This is a genomic window from Kitasatospora sp. NPDC040550 (assembly GCF_055594965.1).
The window spans coordinates 227,160-242,852 of sequence record NZ_JBVIWC010000001.1 but is presented as its reverse complement, the minus strand read 5'-3'; the positions used below and the strand labels follow the sequence as shown (position 1 = coordinate 242,852).

18 protein-coding genes are annotated in these 15,693 nt (G+C 74.7%); 8 read left to right on the top strand and 10 right to left on the bottom strand.

What is annotated here, in order from left to right; genetic code table 11:
* Nucleotides 1-7: 7 nt before the first annotated feature.
* Both ACZ58X_RS01095 and ACZ58X_RS01090 read right to left on the bottom strand, forming a co-directional pair.
* The gene (locus ACZ58X_RS01095; protein ID WP_470331546.1) at nucleotides 8-325 is read right to left on the bottom strand and encodes a hypothetical protein; all 318 of its coding nucleotides are present in this window, start codon (nucleotides 323-325) and stop codon (nucleotides 8-10) included.
* A gap of 85 nt (nucleotides 326-410) precedes the next feature.
* The gene (locus tag ACZ58X_RS01090) at nucleotides 411-680 is read right to left on the bottom strand and encodes a GlsB/YeaQ/YmgE family stress response membrane protein (protein WP_470331545.1); all 270 of its coding nucleotides are present in this window, start codon (nucleotides 678-680) and stop codon (nucleotides 411-413) included.
* Nucleotides 681-948: 268 nt separating this feature from the next.
* Between ACZ58X_RS01090 and ACZ58X_RS01085 the strand changes: the two genes are divergently transcribed.
* On the top strand, nucleotides 949-1,314 hold the full coding sequence (locus tag ACZ58X_RS01085; protein ID WP_470331544.1) for a hypothetical protein: 366 nt from the start codon (nucleotides 949-951) through the stop codon (nucleotides 1,312-1,314).
* Between the two features lie 51 nt (nucleotides 1,315-1,365).
* Here the strand turns inward: ACZ58X_RS01085 and ACZ58X_RS01080 are convergent, their stop codons facing one another.
* On the bottom strand, nucleotides 1,366-2,184 hold the full coding sequence (locus tag ACZ58X_RS01080; protein WP_470331543.1) for a HEAT repeat domain-containing protein: 819 nt from the start codon (nucleotides 2,182-2,184) through the stop codon (nucleotides 1,366-1,368).
* Nucleotides 2,185-2,294: 110 nt separating this feature from the next.
* On the bottom strand, nucleotides 2,295-3,029 hold the full coding sequence (locus tag ACZ58X_RS01075) for a TetR/AcrR family transcriptional regulator (RefSeq protein ID WP_470331542.1): 735 nt from the start codon (nucleotides 3,027-3,029) through the stop codon (nucleotides 2,295-2,297).
* Between the two features lie 112 nt (nucleotides 3,030-3,141).
* On the opposite strand from ACZ58X_RS01075, the gene ACZ58X_RS01070 reads away from it, so the two are divergent.
* On the top strand, nucleotides 3,142-4,353 hold the full coding sequence (locus ACZ58X_RS01070) for an FAD-dependent monooxygenase (RefSeq protein WP_470331541.1): 1,212 nt from the start codon (nucleotides 3,142-3,144) through the stop codon (nucleotides 4,351-4,353).
* Here the strand turns inward: ACZ58X_RS01070 and ACZ58X_RS01065 are convergent.
* The gene (locus ACZ58X_RS01065; protein ID WP_470331540.1) at nucleotides 4,337-6,265 is read right to left on the bottom strand and encodes a hypothetical protein; all 1,929 of its coding nucleotides are present in this window, start codon (nucleotides 6,263-6,265) and stop codon (nucleotides 4,337-4,339) included. The genes ACZ58X_RS01070 and ACZ58X_RS01065 overlap by 17 nt on opposite strands.
* A 365-nt stretch (nucleotides 6,266-6,630) precedes the next feature.
* Here ACZ58X_RS01065 and ACZ58X_RS01060 point away from each other — a divergent pair, with 365 nt between their 5' ends.
* Together ACZ58X_RS01060 and ACZ58X_RS01055 are read left to right on the top strand one after the other, a co-directional pair.
* Nucleotides 6,631-7,260: a CBS domain-containing protein gene (locus ACZ58X_RS01060; protein ID WP_470331539.1), complete on the top strand. Its 630-nt coding sequence runs from the start codon at nucleotides 6,631-6,633 to the stop codon at nucleotides 7,258-7,260.
* A 139-nt stretch (nucleotides 7,261-7,399) separates the two neighbouring features.
* Nucleotides 7,400-8,050 (top strand): LamG domain-containing protein, encoded by a 651-nt coding sequence (locus tag ACZ58X_RS01055; RefSeq protein WP_470331538.1) that lies wholly within the window; start codon nucleotides 7,400-7,402, stop codon nucleotides 8,048-8,050.
* 127 nt (nucleotides 8,051-8,177) lie between these two features.
* On the opposite strand, the gene ACZ58X_RS01050 is transcribed toward ACZ58X_RS01055, so the two are convergent.
* The gene (locus tag ACZ58X_RS01050; protein ID WP_470331537.1) at nucleotides 8,178-8,549 is read right to left on the bottom strand and encodes a hypothetical protein; all 372 of its coding nucleotides are present in this window, start codon (nucleotides 8,547-8,549) and stop codon (nucleotides 8,178-8,180) included.
* A gap of 208 nt (nucleotides 8,550-8,757) precedes the next feature.
* Between ACZ58X_RS01050 and ACZ58X_RS01045 the strand changes: the two genes are divergently transcribed.
* Nucleotides 8,758-9,132 (top strand): SHOCT domain-containing protein, encoded by a 375-nt coding sequence (locus ACZ58X_RS01045; RefSeq protein ID WP_470331536.1) that lies wholly within the window; start codon nucleotides 8,758-8,760, stop codon nucleotides 9,130-9,132.
* A 167-nt stretch (nucleotides 9,133-9,299) separates the two neighbouring features.
* Here the strand turns inward: ACZ58X_RS01045 and ACZ58X_RS01040 are convergent, their stop codons facing one another.
* Complete coding sequence (locus ACZ58X_RS01040) at nucleotides 9,300-9,710, bottom strand: organic hydroperoxide resistance protein (protein ID WP_360245460.1); 411 nt, start codon at nucleotides 9,708-9,710, stop codon at nucleotides 9,300-9,302.
* 184 nt (nucleotides 9,711-9,894) lie between these two features.
* Here ACZ58X_RS01040 and ACZ58X_RS01035 point away from each other — a divergent pair, with 184 nt between their 5' ends.
* From ACZ58X_RS01035 to ACZ58X_RS01025, 3 genes are all read left to right on the top strand, one after another.
* Nucleotides 9,895-10,368 carry a MarR family winged helix-turn-helix transcriptional regulator gene (locus ACZ58X_RS01035; RefSeq protein ID WP_470331535.1) on the top strand — a complete coding sequence of 158 codons (474 nt, stop codon included), beginning with the start codon at nucleotides 9,895-9,897 and terminating at the stop codon, nucleotides 10,366-10,368.
* Nucleotides 10,369-10,698: 330 nt separating this feature from the next.
* On the top strand, nucleotides 10,699-11,268 hold the full coding sequence (locus ACZ58X_RS01030) for an RNA polymerase sigma factor (RefSeq protein WP_470331534.1): 570 nt from the start codon (nucleotides 10,699-10,701) through the stop codon (nucleotides 11,266-11,268).
* The gene (locus ACZ58X_RS01025) at nucleotides 11,265-11,993 is read left to right on the top strand and encodes a hypothetical protein (protein ID WP_470331533.1); all 729 of its coding nucleotides are present in this window, start codon (nucleotides 11,265-11,267) and stop codon (nucleotides 11,991-11,993) included. Before ACZ58X_RS01030 ends, ACZ58X_RS01025 begins: the two co-directional genes overlap by 4 nt.
* Before the next feature lie 155 nt (nucleotides 11,994-12,148).
* Here the strand turns inward: ACZ58X_RS01025 and argG are convergent, their stop codons facing one another.
* The 3 genes from argG to ACZ58X_RS01010 all read right to left on the bottom strand — a co-directional run bounded on the left by argG (nucleotide 12,149) and on the right by ACZ58X_RS01010 (nucleotide 15,685).
* Nucleotides 12,149-13,561, bottom strand: a complete 1,413-nt coding sequence (gene argG / locus ACZ58X_RS01020) for an argininosuccinate synthase (RefSeq protein WP_470331532.1) — start codon at nucleotides 13,559-13,561, stop codon at nucleotides 12,149-12,151.
* 338 nt (nucleotides 13,562-13,899) lie between these two features.
* On the bottom strand, nucleotides 13,900-14,733 hold the full coding sequence (locus tag ACZ58X_RS01015) for an SAM-dependent methyltransferase (protein ID WP_470331531.1): 834 nt from the start codon (nucleotides 14,731-14,733) through the stop codon (nucleotides 13,900-13,902).
* Between the two features lie 97 nt (nucleotides 14,734-14,830).
* A complete protein-coding gene (locus ACZ58X_RS01010) occupies nucleotides 14,831-15,685 on the bottom strand; it encodes a rhomboid-like protein (protein ID WP_470331530.1) in 855 nt (284 codons plus the stop codon).
* Nucleotides 15,686-15,693 lie beyond the last annotated feature (8 nt).

The following is a 15,693-nucleotide window of genomic DNA, read 5'->3' as shown; positions in this document are numbered from 1 at the left end:
GCGGGAATCAGGCCTCGTCGAACGGCTCGTCCGACCACCGCCACGACGCCCGGTCGCCACGTATGTGCAGGAGGAACTCGGCGACCGGGCCGCTCGGGGACGCCAGGGTGAGAGCACCGTCGATCCGGTCGTACGCCTGCTCGAAGGCCTCGTAGTCCTCGGCGTCGACGAAGGCGGCGGACTCGTCGAACCACGGCTTCACCTCGGCGAAGCCGGCCCGGGGGACGAAGTGCCCGTCCAGCCAGGGGAAGTCGGTGCCGTCCACGACGATGTCGCCGAGCGGCAGGCCTCCGCGCAGCAGTTGCCAGCAGTCTCCGATGGGCATCGTGTGCTCCTCCCGTCCGGGCCGGGTCGTTGGGCCCGGACGGGATTCTGGCAGCAGCCACTGACAGGCCGGGCCCGGCGGCAGGTCAGCGGGAGGCGCGTTTCCTGCTCCAGGCCGGGGCGACGAGGGCCACCAGGGCCACGGCGAAGCCGAGTTGGAGGAGGTGACGGATCCAGTCGATGCCGGAGGTGTGGCGGACGCCGATCCAGCCGGAGACGGCGTTGCCGAGCCAGGCCCCGGCGGCGCCGAGGAGCATGGTCAGCCACCAGGGGATCGACTGAGGCCCGCGCAGGATCAGCTTGGCGAGCACGCCGAGCACGAAGCCGATGAGCAGAATCCACAGGAGCTGGAACATCGCGGTCCACCTTCCGGGCGCGCCGGAGTGGACCGGCGCGCCGTGTCGCCGAAGACGCGGTTCGTCCCATGATCACCCGGTTCCGTCGAACGGGCACGTCGGCGGGAGAGCTCGCAGGTCGCGGACGGGGTGCGGGCCGGCGCGGGGTGCGGGACGGGCGATAATCCGCCGTCGGCAGGGCTGGAAACGCACTGTTCGGACGGAGTTTCGTACCGATAGGAATGGCTCCTGACGCGGACCGTCCGCGTCACCCGAATGGAGCCGCCCCGTGACCCGACTTCGTGCCGCCGTCCTCACCCTCGGCTGTACCGCCGCCGCCTTCACCCTCACCCTGGGCACTGCCCAGGCCGCGCCCGGCAGCACCAGCACCATCTGCGGATCCTCGCTGACCCCGGCCGGCTTCGTGGACGTCCAGTGGTGGAACAGCGCGGGCTGCGGTTCCGGGTTCACCCCCAACACCAAGAAGATCATGGACCTCACCGGCTACCCCGTCGGCACCACGGTCAACGCCTGCGCCTCGACCTGGCCGCCGGCCGGCTGGACGATCGTCAGCAGCTTCTACAGCTCCGGCTGCCAGTACTCGGCCGTGCCGAGCTTCGACAAGAACTCCTGGCAGCTCAAGCGCGTCTCCTGACCCGGAGCCGTACCGAGTCCCCTGGACCCACGGGCAGCCGGTCCAGGGGCCTCAGGGCTCCTGCTCGTCCATGAGCGCCCGGACGTCCGCGACGGCCTCGCGGACATCCGGGTGCGGGTCCTCGGCGAGGGGGGCCAGCAGTTCGGCGACGCCGGGCGTGGACCAGCCCTGGACCGCCCAGACCAGTTCGCGGCGGACGGTCGGGTCGGGGTGGGCGGCCAGCCCGGCGAGTCGGTCCACCGGGCCGCGGCGGCGCAGGCCGAACCAGTGCAGGGCGTCCCGCAGGGCGGCCGGATCGCCGGGGTCGCCCGCCGCCTCGATCCGGGCGAGCAGGACGGGGACGGGCGGCGGCGGCCCGTCCAGCGGGTGCGGGTGGCGTTCGCGCAGCCGTCGGCCGCTGTACTCGCCGCGGATCCGGCAGCCGAAGCAGGTGCAGGGGCGGGTGCCGTGGGCGCCGGGGACGTAGCGCCAGCCGGCCACCTGCGGCACGGCGCGGATCCGGTGCACCTCGCGCGGGCCGATCGCCCGCGGCACCACCACCTCCCAACCGCGCGGGTCGGGCTGGTCGGCGACCCGGGCGACCGCCTCGGCGGCGGTCAGCCACTGCTGGGCGGCCCTGGCGCGGTCGCGGTAGTGCCCGACCAGCACCTCCTGCGCGTCGTCCAGCCGGACGTGCACCGCGGACAGCGCGCCCTTCGGTCCGAACCGGGCGAGTTCGCGCAGCCACTGGTGGGTGAGGGTGTAGGAGGGCAGGACGGGGAAGCAGTACACCCCGCGCACCCCGCCCTGGCCCCGGCTGTCGGCCCGGATCCCGGCGCGGCGGATGCGCGGCGTGTTCGCCGCGGCCGTCAGGTGCACGAACATCGCCATGGGAGCGGATGTTAGGGCGCGTCGTGTGGATCAGGCCAGGCCCGCGACGCTTCCCCAGCCTTCGGCCGGGAGGTACGCCCAGGGCACGAGCGCACCTCGCCGCGTTGTCGTCAGTCGCCGATGGCCCCCAGCCTTCGGCCGGGCCCGGTGCGCCGGTCGATCAGGGCGGCCAGGCCGTCCAGGATGCGGGCCAGGCCGAAGTCCAGGGCCTGGTCGCGGCCGTCCGGGTCGGCCATCGCGGCGGCCACGGCGGGGTAGCGGTCGGCGTGCCGGTGGACCACCGTGCCGAGGGCGGCGAGGAGTTGGGCCTCGGGGGAGCCGTCCGGGCCCACCGCGCGGGCCTGTTCGGCGATGGTGCGTACGTGTCCGGCGAGCAGGACGGCGGCGTCCATCCGCTCGGCGCCGGTCAGTCCGTGGCCGTCGAGGGCGGCCACCACCCGTTCCAGCCAGGCGAGTTCCCGCGGGCCGGGCACCCGGGGGCCGAGGGTGGCGTCCAGCAGCCACGGGTGTCGGGCGATGGCCTCGGACAAGTGGGTTGCCCAGGAGGTGAGTTGATCCCGCCAGTCGACCCGGTCCGCAGGTGCGGGCGGCTCGCCGAAGGCCGACTCGACCATCAGCGCGACGAGTTCGGCCTTGCCGGGGACGTACCGGTAGAGCGACATCTTGGTGAAGTCCAGCAGAGCGGCCACCTTCTGCATGGAGACGGCGCCCAGCCCCTCGGCGTCCGCGACCTCGACGCCCGCGGCGGCGATCCGCTCCAGGCCGAGGGCCGGCTTCGGCCCGCGGGTCGGTCGTGCGGGCTGTTCCCAGAGCAGCCGCACCGTGTCGTTCGCCGCCTCGCCCATCGCCTGCTCCCGTCCCGGGGGTTGCCCGTCCGCACCAACTGTGTCTACCGTACACAGCAATGAACTGCGTCCCATGGACACAGTTTTCGGATCCTCGAACGGAGTGGTTCCCATGAGTGCTTCCGCGCGCACCAGCGTGCTGATCTCGGGCGCGAGCATCGCCGGCCCCGCCCTGGCCCACTGGCTGGGCCGGTACGGCTTCGACGTCACCGTGGTCGAACTCGCCCCGGCACTGCGCGGCGGCGGGCAGAACGTCGACTTCCGCGGGTGCACCCACCTCACCGTGCTGGAGCGGATGGGCGTGCTGGAGGAGCTGCGCGCCCTGGACACCGGCGGCAGCCCGATCACCTTCGTCGACCAGGACGGGCGCCGACTGCTGCACCTGCCCGCCGAGTTCGCGGGCGGCGAGCTGGAGATCCCGCGCGGAGAACTGGCCCAGGTGCTGCACCGGCACAGCGCGTCCCGCGCCGAGTACGTCTTCGGCGACTCCGTCGAGGCCCTGGAGCAGACGGCGACCGGGGTGCGGGTCGCCTTCCGGCGGGCCGCGCCGCGCGAGTTCGACCTGGTGATCGGCGCCGACGGGCTGCACTCCACCGTCCGGCGGCTCGCCTTCGGGCCCGAGCAGCGGTTCGTCCGTCACCTCGGCTACTACGCGGCCACCTGGCAGCTACCCGCCGCCGGCGCGCCGGCGGCCGGCGGGACGGCCCTGAACGTCCCCGGCCGGCTGATGTCCGTCGGCGCCGACCCGCGCGACCCGGAGCGGGCGGGCGCCTTCTGCCTGTTCGCCTCGCCCGAACTGCGCTACGACCGCCACGACACCCGGCAGCAGAAGGAGTTGGTCCGCGCCGCCTTCGCCGGCCTGGGCTGGAAGGTCCCGGAACTGCTGCGGAGCCTGGACGAGGCGCCCGAGCCGTACTTCGACTCGATCAGCCGCGCCGACGTCCCCGCCTGGTCCGCCGGCCGGATCGCCCTGCTCGGCGACGCCGCCTGCGGGGCCACCATCGGCGGGATGGGCACCGGTACGGCGGTGGTGGCCGCGTACGTCCTGGCGGGCGAGCTGGCGCTGGCCCGCGGCGACCACCGGGTCGCCTTCGCCCGGTACGAGGGGCTGCTGCGCGACTACGCCCGGGGCTGCCAGAAGGGCGGGGACCGGACCGGCCCGTTCCTGGCGCCGCGCACCGCGGCCGGGCTGCGGCTGCGCAACGGGCTGCTCAACCGGCGGTGGGTGCTGGACCGGATGCTGGAGCTGGGGAAGCAGGTGTCGAGCGTCCAACTGCCGGACTACGGCGCGCTGTTGGCGGGGCGGTTCAGTGCTGCGGGCTGATCCGGTTGCCGTTGTCGAGCAGTGCCTCGACCTGGACGGCGCCCCGGGCGGGCCGTTCGACCGCGAGGGTGTGGTCCGGGGCGGGCCGGTCGGCCGACCAGTCCGGGCCCTTGACGGTCAGCCGGGTGACCCGCCGGCTGCCCGCCGCGAGCAGGTAGTCCGCGCCCTGCGGGGAGTGCCACCACGTCCAGGCGACGGTGTCCTGCTCGAACCGGCTGCACCCGCGGCCCGGTCCGCCGCCGGTGCGCTGCGGGCCCCGGGCGGTCGGCAGCAGCACGGCGGTGGCGGCGCTGCCCTCGCCGGTCCAGCGGTCGGCGCGCAGGCAGTACCAGGCGGCCGAGCCGGCGTTCTGCGGCAGCGGCTGCACCGCGAACGCCCACAGGTTGAGCTGCTTGACGCCCGGCGTGCCGTCCGGCACCGCGCAGCCGGCCCGCGCCCAGGCCGCCAGGGCGTCCTGGCCGGTGGACTCGCGCGGCGAGCGGGCGGGCTGGGTGCGGTCCGGTGGCGGGGTGTAGGTGAGGTGGGCCGGGACGAGGCCGCCGAGGTCGGCCAGCAGGAAGGCGTGCTTCTCGGCGATCACCGAGGAGGAGCGCAGCTGGAGCACGGTGGCGCCCCGGCAGTCCGCGAGCCCGCCGCCCGGCGCGGCCGGGGTGACCCCGTCGGGGTGGTCCAGCGGGCGGGCGGCGGTGTCGGGCTGGTCGATCCGGCGGGTCTCGGCGGTGTCCACCCAGGGCGCCAGCAGGTAGCGCAGGGCGGTGCCCCGGCGGCTCAGCACCACCGCGCCCGCCGTGGTCGGGTCCGAGTCGTCGGCCCGGGCGAGGTCCAGTCCGCCGTCGTGTCCGTCGGTGTACCGGGCGATCCGGCGGCCGTCGTACAGCACGGCCACGCCGGCGCCGTCGACCGTCCCGGCGTACAGCAGCTGCGGCGGGAGGTCGGGCGGGGCGGTGTCCGTTCCCGGTTCGGCCCGGGTCCGCGGGCCCGGCTGGGCCCAGGCGGCCAGGGCCCGGCCGAGCAGGGCCGCGTCCTCGCGCCGGTCGCCGCGGGCGGGCCAGGCGGTGAAGTCGATCCGCGCGGTGTGCTGCCAGGCGTCCGGCGCGACCCGGACCAGCCGGGCCGGGTCGGTGACGGCGCCCGGGGGCCGGACGGCCGACCGCGGGGCGCTGCTCGCCGGGGCCGAACCGCCGCCCAGCACCGCGGCCGTCGTGGTCAGCCCGAGCACCCCGACCGCCAGCGCGGCGGTCAGCGTACGGCGGCGGCGCAGCAGGTCGGTGGGCTGGACCCGGACGGCGCACGGGTCGAAGGCGAGCGGTTCGTCCTCGGGCCCGGCCGGGACCTCGGCGGCCGCCGCGAGCGCCTCGGTGGGCCGCTCCACTCCGGCGTCGCGCAGCACCTCCAGCGCCTCCGGGCCGTCCAGGCCCTCGACCACGCGCAGGGCGAAGGCGACCCGGGCCGGGGCGTCCAGGGCGGCGAGCGCGTGGTCCAGCGCCGCGTCCTGCTCGCCGCCGTGCGGGGTGAACAGCCGCAGGCCCCAGACCCGGGGCGCCAGCAGTCGTGCGGCCGGGCGCGGCCGCAGGGCGGTGCGCAGCACCCGTAGGCGCAGCGTTCCGTAGACCTGGTCCGGGTCGCTGCCGGTGGTCGTGGGCGCGCTGTCGGCCGGCTCGGCGGAGTCGGGCGCGGGGGCGGGCGCGGGCGCGGGGGCGGTGCGGCGGGTCCAGCGGAACGGCAGGGCGCGCTGGACGGCCGCGTGCGCGGCGAGCACCCGGCTGTGCCGGTCCCGGTCGGCGGGCAGGGCCAGGTAGGCGAGCCGGACCAGCCTGCGGTAGTGGTGCACCAGCGCGGCCTCGGCCTCCGCCACCGGGCGTGCCTGGCCGCTCCGGGCCCCCGGTTCCGCGCCCACCGTCCGTGCTGCCAACGGGCCCTCCCGGTGCCGATCGTGCTGTCGTGGTGGACGGTCCAACGAGTCGATCATGTGATGGTTGCGCCGTTCGGGGTGTGCGGCGGGTTGCCGCGCGCCGTCCGATCCGCCCGACCCGCCGGATCCTCGGACCGGGCCCGCCGGTCGGCTCCGGTCCTCCGCGCTGGTCGGGCAGTGTCCCGTGTCGGAGGCGTGTGCGCAGGTCAGGGCCCTTGGTCCCACCCGTTCGGCCCCTTGGCCCCTGGCGCTCCGCGCGGCCTGGGGCCATGCTGCCGGTACCGGCCGGGACGATCCGCGCCCGATCGGACCAGCATCGTTGGACGAGGTGAACCGGCGTGCGGCATGCCACCGTCGAATCTGTGATGACCAGCCCCGTGGTCCGGATCGCGCCCGAGACCGGCTTCCGGGAGATCGTCGCGCTGCTGACCGACTACGACATCACCGGAGTGCCGGTGGTGGACCCGGACGGGCGGCCGCTGGGTGTGGTGTCGGAGGCGGACCTGTTGCGCACGCTGGCGGCGCAGGAGGACACGGGCAGCCTGCTGCCCGCGCCCGAGTCGGCGAAGGCCGGGCCGGGCGGCGAGATCACGGCGGCGGAGCTGATGACCGCGCAGCCGGTCTGCACCACGCCCGGTACCAGCGTGGTCGCGGCCGCCCGGCAGATGAGCCGGCACGGGCTCAAGCGGCTTCCGGTGCTGGACGAGGAGGGGCGGGTCGTCGGCATGGTGAGCCGCGGCGACCTGCTGCGGGTGTTCCTGCGCGAGGACCGGGTGATCCGGCGGGAGATCGTCGAGGAGGTGCTCGGGCGGATCGACGGGGTGAGCCCGGCGGAGATCGGGGTGGAGGTCGACCAGGGGCGGGTGGTACTCAGCGGCACCGTGCCCGAGGCGCACCTGGTGCCGATCGTGCTGAACCTCTGCCGCTCGGTGGACGGGGTGGTCTCGGTGACCGACCGGCTCCGGGCCGGGGGTGCCACCGCGTCGGTCGGCTGATCGGCGCGGTCCGCTCTGGAGCGGTGCCCGGTCAGGAGCCCGGCGATTTGCTTCGCATACTGCGGAGCGTATCGGGTAACTCACTCTGTGTGCCCGGCGGTTCGGACTGCCGGGGCGACGGAGCACTGGGGAGGCGGCCGTGGCGGTCGTGTTCGACGCGGACTTCACTTCGACCGGGCAGTGGGTCGCCGGGCGCAGCAGCGCATACCCCCGGATGGGGCCGACCAACCGGAGCGACCACAAGCTCGACTACCTGAGTCACGACTACTGCCCCGGTGGGCAGTTCACCGCCGTGCGGCGGCGCACCGGCGGGCTGTGGACGTGCAACCTGCTGACCACCGAGGGCAGTCCGGAGGGCTTCCAGGTCCGCACCGGGGACGTCCTGTCGGCGCGGGTGACGCTGCCCGTCCAGCTGGGCGCCTGGCCGGCGATCTGGACCTGGCGGGACGGCGGCAACGAGGTCGACCTCTTCGAGTACCACCCGGACAACCCGGACCTGCTGGAGATCTCCAACCACGTGCGGGGCGGCTTCCGTTACTGGCACGGCGGCGGCGTCGGGGTCGGCCCGGGGGCGAGCATCGGCCTGCGGGTGGTGCTCGGCGCGCACTCGGTGGACTGGTACGTCGAGGAGGAACTGGTCTACGCGGACCTGCACGGGGTCGGGTCCGGCTGGCACGCCTACCTGATCGTCAACATGTCGGTGGCGGACGGGACGTACCACGCCCGGCCGCCGTTCGACGGGCCGGACCGGCTGAGCTGGGTCTGCGAGAGCCTGACGGTGGAACGCTGAGCGGTCCGGAGCGCCCGGGCCGCCGGGCGCGCTCGCACGGTCGGGGGCGCTCGCGCTGTCCCGTGCGCCTGAACCGTCCGGTGTGCCTGAGTCGTCCGGTGCGCCTGAGCAGTCCGCTGCGCCGTCGCTACGGTGCGAAGGTGGCGGTGACCGGGCCGCCCGGTCCGGAGCGGTGGAACCAGACCGCGCGGCGGTGGGTGCCGATGTGCGCGGGGTCGGTGACGTAGAGGTCGTCACGCGGGGCGCGTTCGTTCCCGGGGGCGAGGGCGGCGTCCACGGCCCGGTCGGCGAGGGTGCGGAGCAGGGCGGCGGCGGTGGCCTCGGCGGCGGTGGGGGCGATCGCCAGGGCGGCGAGCTCGGTCCAGAGCGCGGTGGCGACGTAGGTGATCGGCGAGTGGTTGAGCGCCGGGTGGGGGTGCCCGTCGGTGTTGCGGCGGAGCAGCCCGGCCGCGACGAGCTGCTCGGGAGAGCGGTGGTCGTCGGGCGGATGGTGGTTCATGGACGAAACGCTACCCCGGTGCGCGGGGCCGGTTCCGCAGGAACGTTTTCTCAGGCTTTCTTCACGACGCTTTGACCCGTCGCGGGCGCACGATGGTGGTAGGGCGCTGGTCACCCCGGGCAGCGCGGCAGCTCAGGCCGTACGACACCCCGGTGGTCATGGCGTCGATCACCTCGGCGGGCCCGCAGGGTCGGAGGAGGAGGACCTGATGAGGCACTGGCATTGGCACGGCTACGGGCCCGGCCACGGACCGGGCGGCTGGGGCATCGCCCTGATGGCGATCGTCTCGCTGCTCGTCCTGGCGGTGCTGGTGCTCCTGGCCGTCGCCCTGTTCCGCTACGTCTCCCGCTCGCGGCAGCCGGTCCCGCACGGACCGGGCGCGGCCGGGGTCGCGGGTGCCGGTTCCGGTGGATCGCACGGCTGGGGGCACGGCCCGACCCCGGAGCAGGTGCTCGCGGAGCGCTTCGCGCGGGGTGAGATCGACGCGGAGGAGTACCGGCACCGCTTGGAGACGCTGCGTTCGCCGGGTGGCCCCGGCGGGCCGGGCGGCACGAACGGCCCGGTCGCGCCTCCCGGCAGTTGACCGGGTGCGGGATCGGGGCACTGGACCGGGGGTTTCCGGGGGTAGGGGCGGGGGAGCGGCTGAGGCCCGCCGCACGTGAGGTGCGGCGGGCCTCGTCGCCGGGCGGGGCGGGCGGGTTCCGGGCGGATCGTCGGGCCCCGCCCGGGGCCAGCTCGGGGGAGCGGGTGTTACTCGACGACCAGCTCGACCGGGATGTTGCCCCGGGTGGCACGGGAGTACGGGCAGACCTCGTGCGCCTGCTTGACCAGCAGCTCGCCGCCCTCGCCCGCGAGCGCCTCGGGCAGCTCGACGCGCAGGACGACGGCCAGTCCGAAGCCCGCGCCGTCCTTGCCGATGGACACCTCGGCGGTCACCGAGACCTCGCTGGTGTCCACCCGGGCCTGCCGGCCGACCAGGCCGAGGGCGCTGGCGAAGCAGGCGGCGTAGCCGGCGGCGAACAGCTGCTCGGGGTTGGTGCCCTGGCCGCTGCCGCCGAGCGCGGGCGGCATCGCGAGGGCGAGGTCCAGCTGGCCGTCGGAGCTGACGGCGCGGCCCTCGCGGCCGTTGGCGGTGGCGGCGGCGGTGTAGAGCGCGTCCATGGTGGGTCCCTTCGTGGTGCGCGGTCCGCGGTGCGTCGCGGTGCGCGGGGGCGGGCGGAGTCGTCCTGTTCCGGCGGCCGTCCGGCCCTCCGTGGAGGTCCGGCTGCCGACTGCTCCATAAGTAGAGCACGCAATTCAGTTGTGCACAACTAGATGGCGCGACGGAGATCGGTACCATGGGGTCATGACCACGCTCCCCGGCATGGCGGACGAGGAACTGCTCCGCCTCGACCAGCAGATCTGCTTCTCGCTCAACGCCGCCTCCCGCGCCTTCGGCGGCGTCTACCGGGTCCTGCTCCGGGACCTCGGGCTCACCTACCCGCAGTACCTGGTCATGCTGGTGCTCTGGGAGGACGGCGACCTGCCCGTCAAGCGGATCGGCGAGCGCCTGCGACTCGACTCCGGCACCCTCTCCCCGCTGCTCAAGCGCCTGGAGGCGGCCGGGCTGGTGCGCCGCGAGCGCAGCCCGGAGGACGAGCGGTCGGTGACCGTCAGTCTCACCGCCGAGGGGTCGGCGCTGCGCGAGCGGGCCGGGCAGGTGCCGCGCCGGCTGCTCGCCGCGACCGGGCTGCCGGTCGAGGACCTGGCCGCACTGCGGGTGCTGCTGGAGCGGGTGACCGTCGCGCTGGACTCGGCGGACGTCGAGCCGGCGCCGTAGGGCGCGGCGGTCGGGGTGCTGCGGTCGGGGCGGGGTGGGGAGGCGTTGGCGTGGGGCGGCCGCCCTCGGTGGTGGGCGGTCGCGAGGCTTGTCAAGCCGCCATCCGAACGAGTGTGATCTGGGTCACTCGGGGGTGGCCGGGCGCCCGTTCGCGCCCACGAACGGGCAGGTCAGTGGCCTTGTTCGAAAGTGAACAGAATTGTTCCCAATTGTCCGCCCGATCCGGTCGACAACCCGCGCCTCCCGGACGGTTACACCACGAGCCCCGAAACGGGCCGTCGGCGTGCCAACCGGTGGGCCGGCCAGCTGACCCAGGAGAAGGGGGCGCGTGTGAACACTCCCGGGCCGGGGGAGGAGCGGGGCCTTCGGGCGGACCCGCTCGACGACCTGCCGAACGACTTCGAGGCGTTCTTCACCCGCGAGAACACCGGCTACCTCCGGTACGCCCAGCAGCGCCTGCGCCACCGTGAGGACGCCCAGGACGCCGTGCAGAACGCCGGCACCACGCTCTACCGGAACTGGCGCCGGGCCCTGGCCAGCGCGGACCCGCAGGCCTTCGCCTTCAAGATCGTCAAGGACGCGGTGGTCGACGTCCTGCGCGAACGCGGCCGGGCCGAGCGCAGGCGGCTCCGGGTGATCGCCCAGCGCCGCCCCGACACCAGCCAGGACGAGCTGGAGGAGCTCGCCGAACTGGACGCCCTGGACTGGGCGATGGACGCCCTCGCGCGCGCCGCGCCCGTCCAGGCCGACGTGGTCCGGCTGCGCCAGGCGGGCACCTCCTACCACGACATCGGCCGGGCGCTCGGCATCGCCCACACCACCGCCCGCACCTACTACAGCCTCGGGCGGCGCCACCTGGAGTACCTGCTGGAACACCCGGACGACGGGCAGGCGACATGAGGGTCACCGAACTGCTGCGCGCGCACGCCGCCGAGCTGGACGAGGAGTTCCGCGACCACGACCCGGTGGCCTTCACCCGCCGGCTGGCCGACCGGCTGGCCGCCGCCCGCCGGCCCACCCCGACCGGCCGCGAGCGCCCGGCCCGTCCCCCCGCCGTCGCCCGGCCGCCGCACGCCGGAGCCGCCGGGGACCACCTCCGCTCCGGCGGGCGGGCCGAACTGCGGCGGGACCTGCGCCACCTGTGCGCGGGGGTGGCGGGCGCGGTCGAACCCGGCGAACTGGCCCTGGACCTCGAACTCGCCGAGAAAGCCGCCTTCCGCACCCTCGGCTGCCTGCTCTACGGCATGGGCCGCACGGCGGACGGGGTCTTCTGGTGGCGGATCGCCGCCCAGTACGGCGACCAGCTGGCCGTCCACTGCCTGGCCGTCCACTACGCCGCCGAGGGCGAACGGGGCGACGCGGCACGCTGGGCCGCCGAGGCCGAGGACCTCAGCGACCCGGGGCGGCTGCCGGAGCTCGCCCCGGCGGTGCGGCCGGGCTGCGCTGCCGAGCTCACCCGGCTGCTGGCGGAGCGGTACGACGGGGAGATCCTGCTGACCCTGCGGGACGCCGTGGCGGCACCGCCGACGGCGTCCGGGGCGGCGGGGGTGGCGGTGGCGGGGGCGGTGGCCGGGCCGCTGGGCGCCCACCCGGTGCGCGGGCGGGGGGCGGTGCGGATCCGCTGAGGGGTGCCGGCGGAGGGCGCCTGGGAGCGGTTGGGGGCCCTGGGGTGGCGGGCGGTGCGGGAACGGCCGGGGGCCGCCGCACCGGTGTGGTGCGACGGCCCCCGGCCGTTCCGGCGCGCTGCCGGTCCGGTACCCGTCGGTCCGGTCCCCGTAGGTCAGTCGGTGCCGGACTCGATCGCCGCGTGGTCCAGCGCGGTGGACTCCGCCTCGTCGCCGGTGCCCGCCGCGATCGGCGCCGCGCCGCCCGGGGTGAGCTCGCCGATCAGGCCGGTCCACGGCGCCAGCTGGCCGTGACCCGCGTACTGCTCCAGCTTGCTGCGGGAGTCGGCGATGTCCAGGTTGCGCATGGTCAGCTGGCCGATCCGGTCGTCCGGGACGAAGGCGGCGTCGACACTGCGCTCCATCGACAGCTTCTCCGGGTGGTAGCTGAAGTTCGGGCCCTGGGTGTCGATCACCGAGTAGTCCTGGCCGCGCCGCAGCCGCAGCGTGACGCTGCCGGTGACGGCCTGGCCGACCCACTTCTGCAGGCTGTCGCGCAGCATCAGCGCCTGCGGGTCGAACCAGCGGCCCTCGTACATCAGGCGGCCGAGGCGCCGGCCCTGGGTGTGGTAGGTGGCGAGGGTGTCCTCGTTGTGGATCGCGTTCAGCAGCCGCTCGTAGGCGATGTGCAGCAGCGCCATGCCCGGGGCCTCGTAGATGCCGCGGCTCTTGGCCTCGATGATCCGGTTCTCGATCTGGTCCGACATGCCCAGACCGTGCCGTCCGCCGATCAGGTTGGCCTCGTGCACCAGGTCGACGGCGGAGCCGAACTCACGGCCGTTGATCCGGACCGGCCGGCCGAACTCGAAGTCGACCGTGACGTCCTCGGTCGCGATCTCGACGGCCGGGTCCCAGAAGGCGACGCCCATGATCGGGGCGACGATCTCCAGCGAGGCGTCCAGGAACTCCAGCCGCTTGGCCTCGTGGGTGGCGCCCCAGATGTTGGCGTCGGTGGAGTAGGCCTTCTCGGCGGAGTCCCGGTACGGCAGGTCGCGCTCGGCGAGCCACTCGGACATCTCCTTGCGGCCGCCGAGCTGGGTGACGAAGTCCTGGTCCAGCCACGGCTTGTAGATCCGCAGGTTGGGGTTGGCGAGCAGGCCGTAGCGGTAGAACCGCTCGATGTCGTTGCCCTTGTAGGTGGAACCGTCGCCCCAGATCGAGACGCCGTCCTCCTGCATGGCCCGGACCAGCAGGGTGCCGGTCACGGCGCGGCCGAGCGGAGTGGTGTTGAAGTAGGTCTGCCCGGCGGAGCGGATGTGGAAGGCGCCGCAGGCCAGGGCGGCCAGGCCCTCCTCGACCAGCGGGGCCCGGCAGTCGATCAGACGGGCCTGCTCGGCGCCGTAGGCACGGCCACGGGCCGGGACGTCGGCGAGGTTCGGCTCGTCGTACTGGCCGATGTCGGCCGTGTAGGCGTAGGGGACGGCACCGTGCTCGCGCATCCACGCGACCGCCACGGAGGTGTCCAACCCACCGGAGAATGCGATGCCGATCCGTTCACCGACCGGCAGCTTGCTCAAGACCTTCGACATGCTTGCACCCTTGACCCACCCGCGCGGCGCGGGCTCCTGATTTAGCGACGTGTGAGGCGATTCGGCCTGGTTGATCCGATGCCCGCACTCTGGCATACATTTGCAGAGTACCGCAAGGGCATACGGACGCGTCGATCGGGGCTGCGGCTCCGGAGGGTGGCTTCCGAGGGCCGGGGCCGACGTCAACTCCGTTGGGTGGAGCGGTGTTTGACGGGTGCGGCGGGGCGCGCGGCCTCGCGGTGCGGCCTCGGGGCACGGCCGGGAAGGGGGCGGGGGAAGACGCAGGGCCGGACTCCCTGGGGGAGTCCGGCCCTGCGCTGGTCCGGGGGTGGCGGGGGTCAGGGCTTGCGGCCCACGCCCGCGTACATCCAGCGGGTGGAGTCCGCGGTCGGCCCGTCCGGGCGCCAGAGCGGGACGAAGTCCACGCCCGGTTCCAGCGGTTCCCAGCCGGTGAGGAAGGCCTCCACCTCGGCCCGGCCCCGGAGCCGGATGCGCGAATCGGTGTCGTCCCAGGTCTTCACGACCTCGGCGGCCCGCTGCGGATTGCCCTCGGCGGTGCTGTGCGAGAGCAGCAGGAAGCTCCCCGGGGCGAGGCGGTCGCGGACGGCCTTGACGGCCGCGGCGGCCTGGTCGTCGTCGACGAAGTGCAGGACGGCCATCAGCAGGACGGCGACCGGCCGGGAGAGGTCGATCAGCTCGCGCAGCGCGGGCCGGTCGAGCAGCTCGTCGAGGTCGCGCAGATCGCCGGTGAGCACGGTGGTGGAGTGGTTGCTGGCGAGCAGCGCCCGGCCGTGGGCGAGCACGATCGGGTCGTTGTCGATGTAGACCACCCGGGACTCCGGGGCCAGCTCCTGCGCGACCTCGTGCACATTGCCCTGGGCGGGCAGGCCGGAGCCGATGTCGATGAACTGGCGGACACCTGCCTCGACGCAGAGCCGGACGGCGCGGCGCAGGAAGGCCCGGTTCTCCCGGGCGGCCTGCGGGATGTCGGGCGAGGCGGCTATCGCGTGCTCGGCGGCGGCCCGGTCGGGCGGGAAGTTGTCCTTGCCGCCCAGCCAGTAGTCGTAGATCCGGGCCGGGTGGGGCCGGTGGGTCTGGAGCATCACCGGGTCCACGAAGCCCACCGGGTCGGTCACGTCCGCAGGGTTCGTGGCGTTGTCGAACTCGGGCATCGGGTCCCCTCCGTTTGGCCTGATCAACGGTCACCAGAAGCTGGCAGCCAGCCGGTTGATCGGTTCTGCATCGTACCCGGCCCACTGGTAAGGACGATCACTGACCCTGGTCGGGTTCACCGTGGGGCCGGGTGGAGGTGAGGGCATGGGCAGTCGCGCGGTTGCTGACGCGGTTGCTGACGCGGTTGCTGGGGCGGTTGCTGGCGCGGGCAGTGGTGCGGGCGCGGGCGCGCAGCCAGGGGGTGCGGGCGGCGAGGACGCCGAGGGCCAGGGCCACCAGGTGGCCCGCGTCGGCCAGCTGCTGGTCCGCCGCCCAGGCGCCGGCCAGCACCAGGGCGAGGAGCGGCAGACCGTACCGGCGCAGCGTGCGCGGGCCCAGGGCGAGCAGGCAGCCGATGGTGGCGACCAGCCCGTAGCTGATCCCGACGTCCCGTGCGCGGGAGAGCGCCCCCGGGATCCGGGCGGTCAGCATCACCCACATGGCGCCCTCGGTGAGCAAGGTGGCGCCCAGGTGCCCGAAGACGAACACCGCGCCCGCGCGGGCCGGGCCCCAGCGCCACTCGGCCAGGCCCAGGGCGAGCGCGACGGCGGCGATGCCGGCCCAGGCCGGGACCCCGTCGACCACCAGGCCGCTGGTGAACATCGTCCACCACTTGCCCACCTCCATGTGGTGGACGTTGCTGCTGTTGTGCCGGACGAACCGGGCCCGCCCGGCGTGGCCCTGGGTGGCGAGCCAGGCGGCGGTGGCGGTCAGCAGGACGACGTAGACGGAGGTGAGGCGCAGCCGGAGGGCGGCGGCGCGGGCGGTCGCCGCGAGCGCGGCCCGGCCGCCGGGGGCCGTCCCGCCGGGGGCCGTCCCGCCCGGGCCCGTTCTGTCGGCGGCCGTTCTGGAGGCAGGAGTCCGGGGGGTGGCGGTGTCGGTCGGCTTCGTCGTTCCGAGGCGGTCCCTCATCGTGCCTG

What these genes read in the sequence shown, in the direction of transcription:
- ACZ58X_RS01095 (WP_470331546.1), bottom strand. Translation starts at nt 325, where the DNA reads ATGCCCATCGGAGACTGCTGGCAACTGCTGCGCGGAGGCCTGCCGCTC.
- ACZ58X_RS01090 (WP_470331545.1), bottom strand. Translation starts at nt 680, where the DNA reads ATGTTCCAGCTCCTGTGGATTCTGCTCATCGGCTTCGTGCTCGGCGTG.
- ACZ58X_RS01080 (WP_470331543.1), bottom strand. Translation starts at nt 2,184, where the DNA reads ATGGCGATGTTCGTGCACCTGACGGCCGCGGCGAACACGCCGCGCATC.
- ACZ58X_RS01075 (WP_470331542.1), bottom strand. Translation starts at nt 3,029, where the DNA reads ATGGGCGAGGCGGCGAACGACACGGTGCGGCTGCTCTGGGAACAGCCC.
- ACZ58X_RS01070 (WP_470331541.1), top strand. Translation starts at nt 3,142, where the DNA reads ATGAGTGCTTCCGCGCGCACCAGCGTGCTGATCTCGGGCGCGAGCATC.
- ACZ58X_RS01060 (WP_470331539.1), top strand. Translation starts at nt 6,631, where the DNA reads ATGACCAGCCCCGTGGTCCGGATCGCGCCCGAGACCGGCTTCCGGGAG.
- ACZ58X_RS01050 (WP_470331537.1), bottom strand. Translation starts at nt 8,549, where the DNA reads ATGAACCACCATCCGCCCGACGACCACCGCTCTCCCGAGCAGCTCGTC.
- ACZ58X_RS01045 (WP_470331536.1), top strand. Translation starts at nt 8,758, where the DNA reads ATGAGGCACTGGCATTGGCACGGCTACGGGCCCGGCCACGGACCGGGC.
- ACZ58X_RS01040 (WP_360245460.1), bottom strand. Translation starts at nt 9,710, where the DNA reads ATGGACGCGCTCTACACCGCCGCCGCCACCGCCAACGGCCGCGAGGGC.
- ACZ58X_RS01035 (WP_470331535.1), top strand. Translation starts at nt 9,895, where the DNA reads ATGACCACGCTCCCCGGCATGGCGGACGAGGAACTGCTCCGCCTCGAC.
- ACZ58X_RS01025 (WP_470331533.1), top strand. Translation starts at nt 11,265, where the DNA reads ATGAGGGTCACCGAACTGCTGCGCGCGCACGCCGCCGAGCTGGACGAG.
- argG (WP_470331532.1), bottom strand. Translation starts at nt 13,561, where the DNA reads ATGTCGAAGGTCTTGAGCAAGCTGCCGGTCGGTGAACGGATCGGCATC.
- ACZ58X_RS01015 (WP_470331531.1), bottom strand. Translation starts at nt 14,733, where the DNA reads ATGCCCGAGTTCGACAACGCCACGAACCCTGCGGACGTGACCGACCCG.
- ACZ58X_RS01010 (WP_470331530.1), bottom strand. Translation starts at nt 15,685, where the DNA reads ATGAGGGACCGCCTCGGAACGACGAAGCCGACCGACACCGCCACCCCC.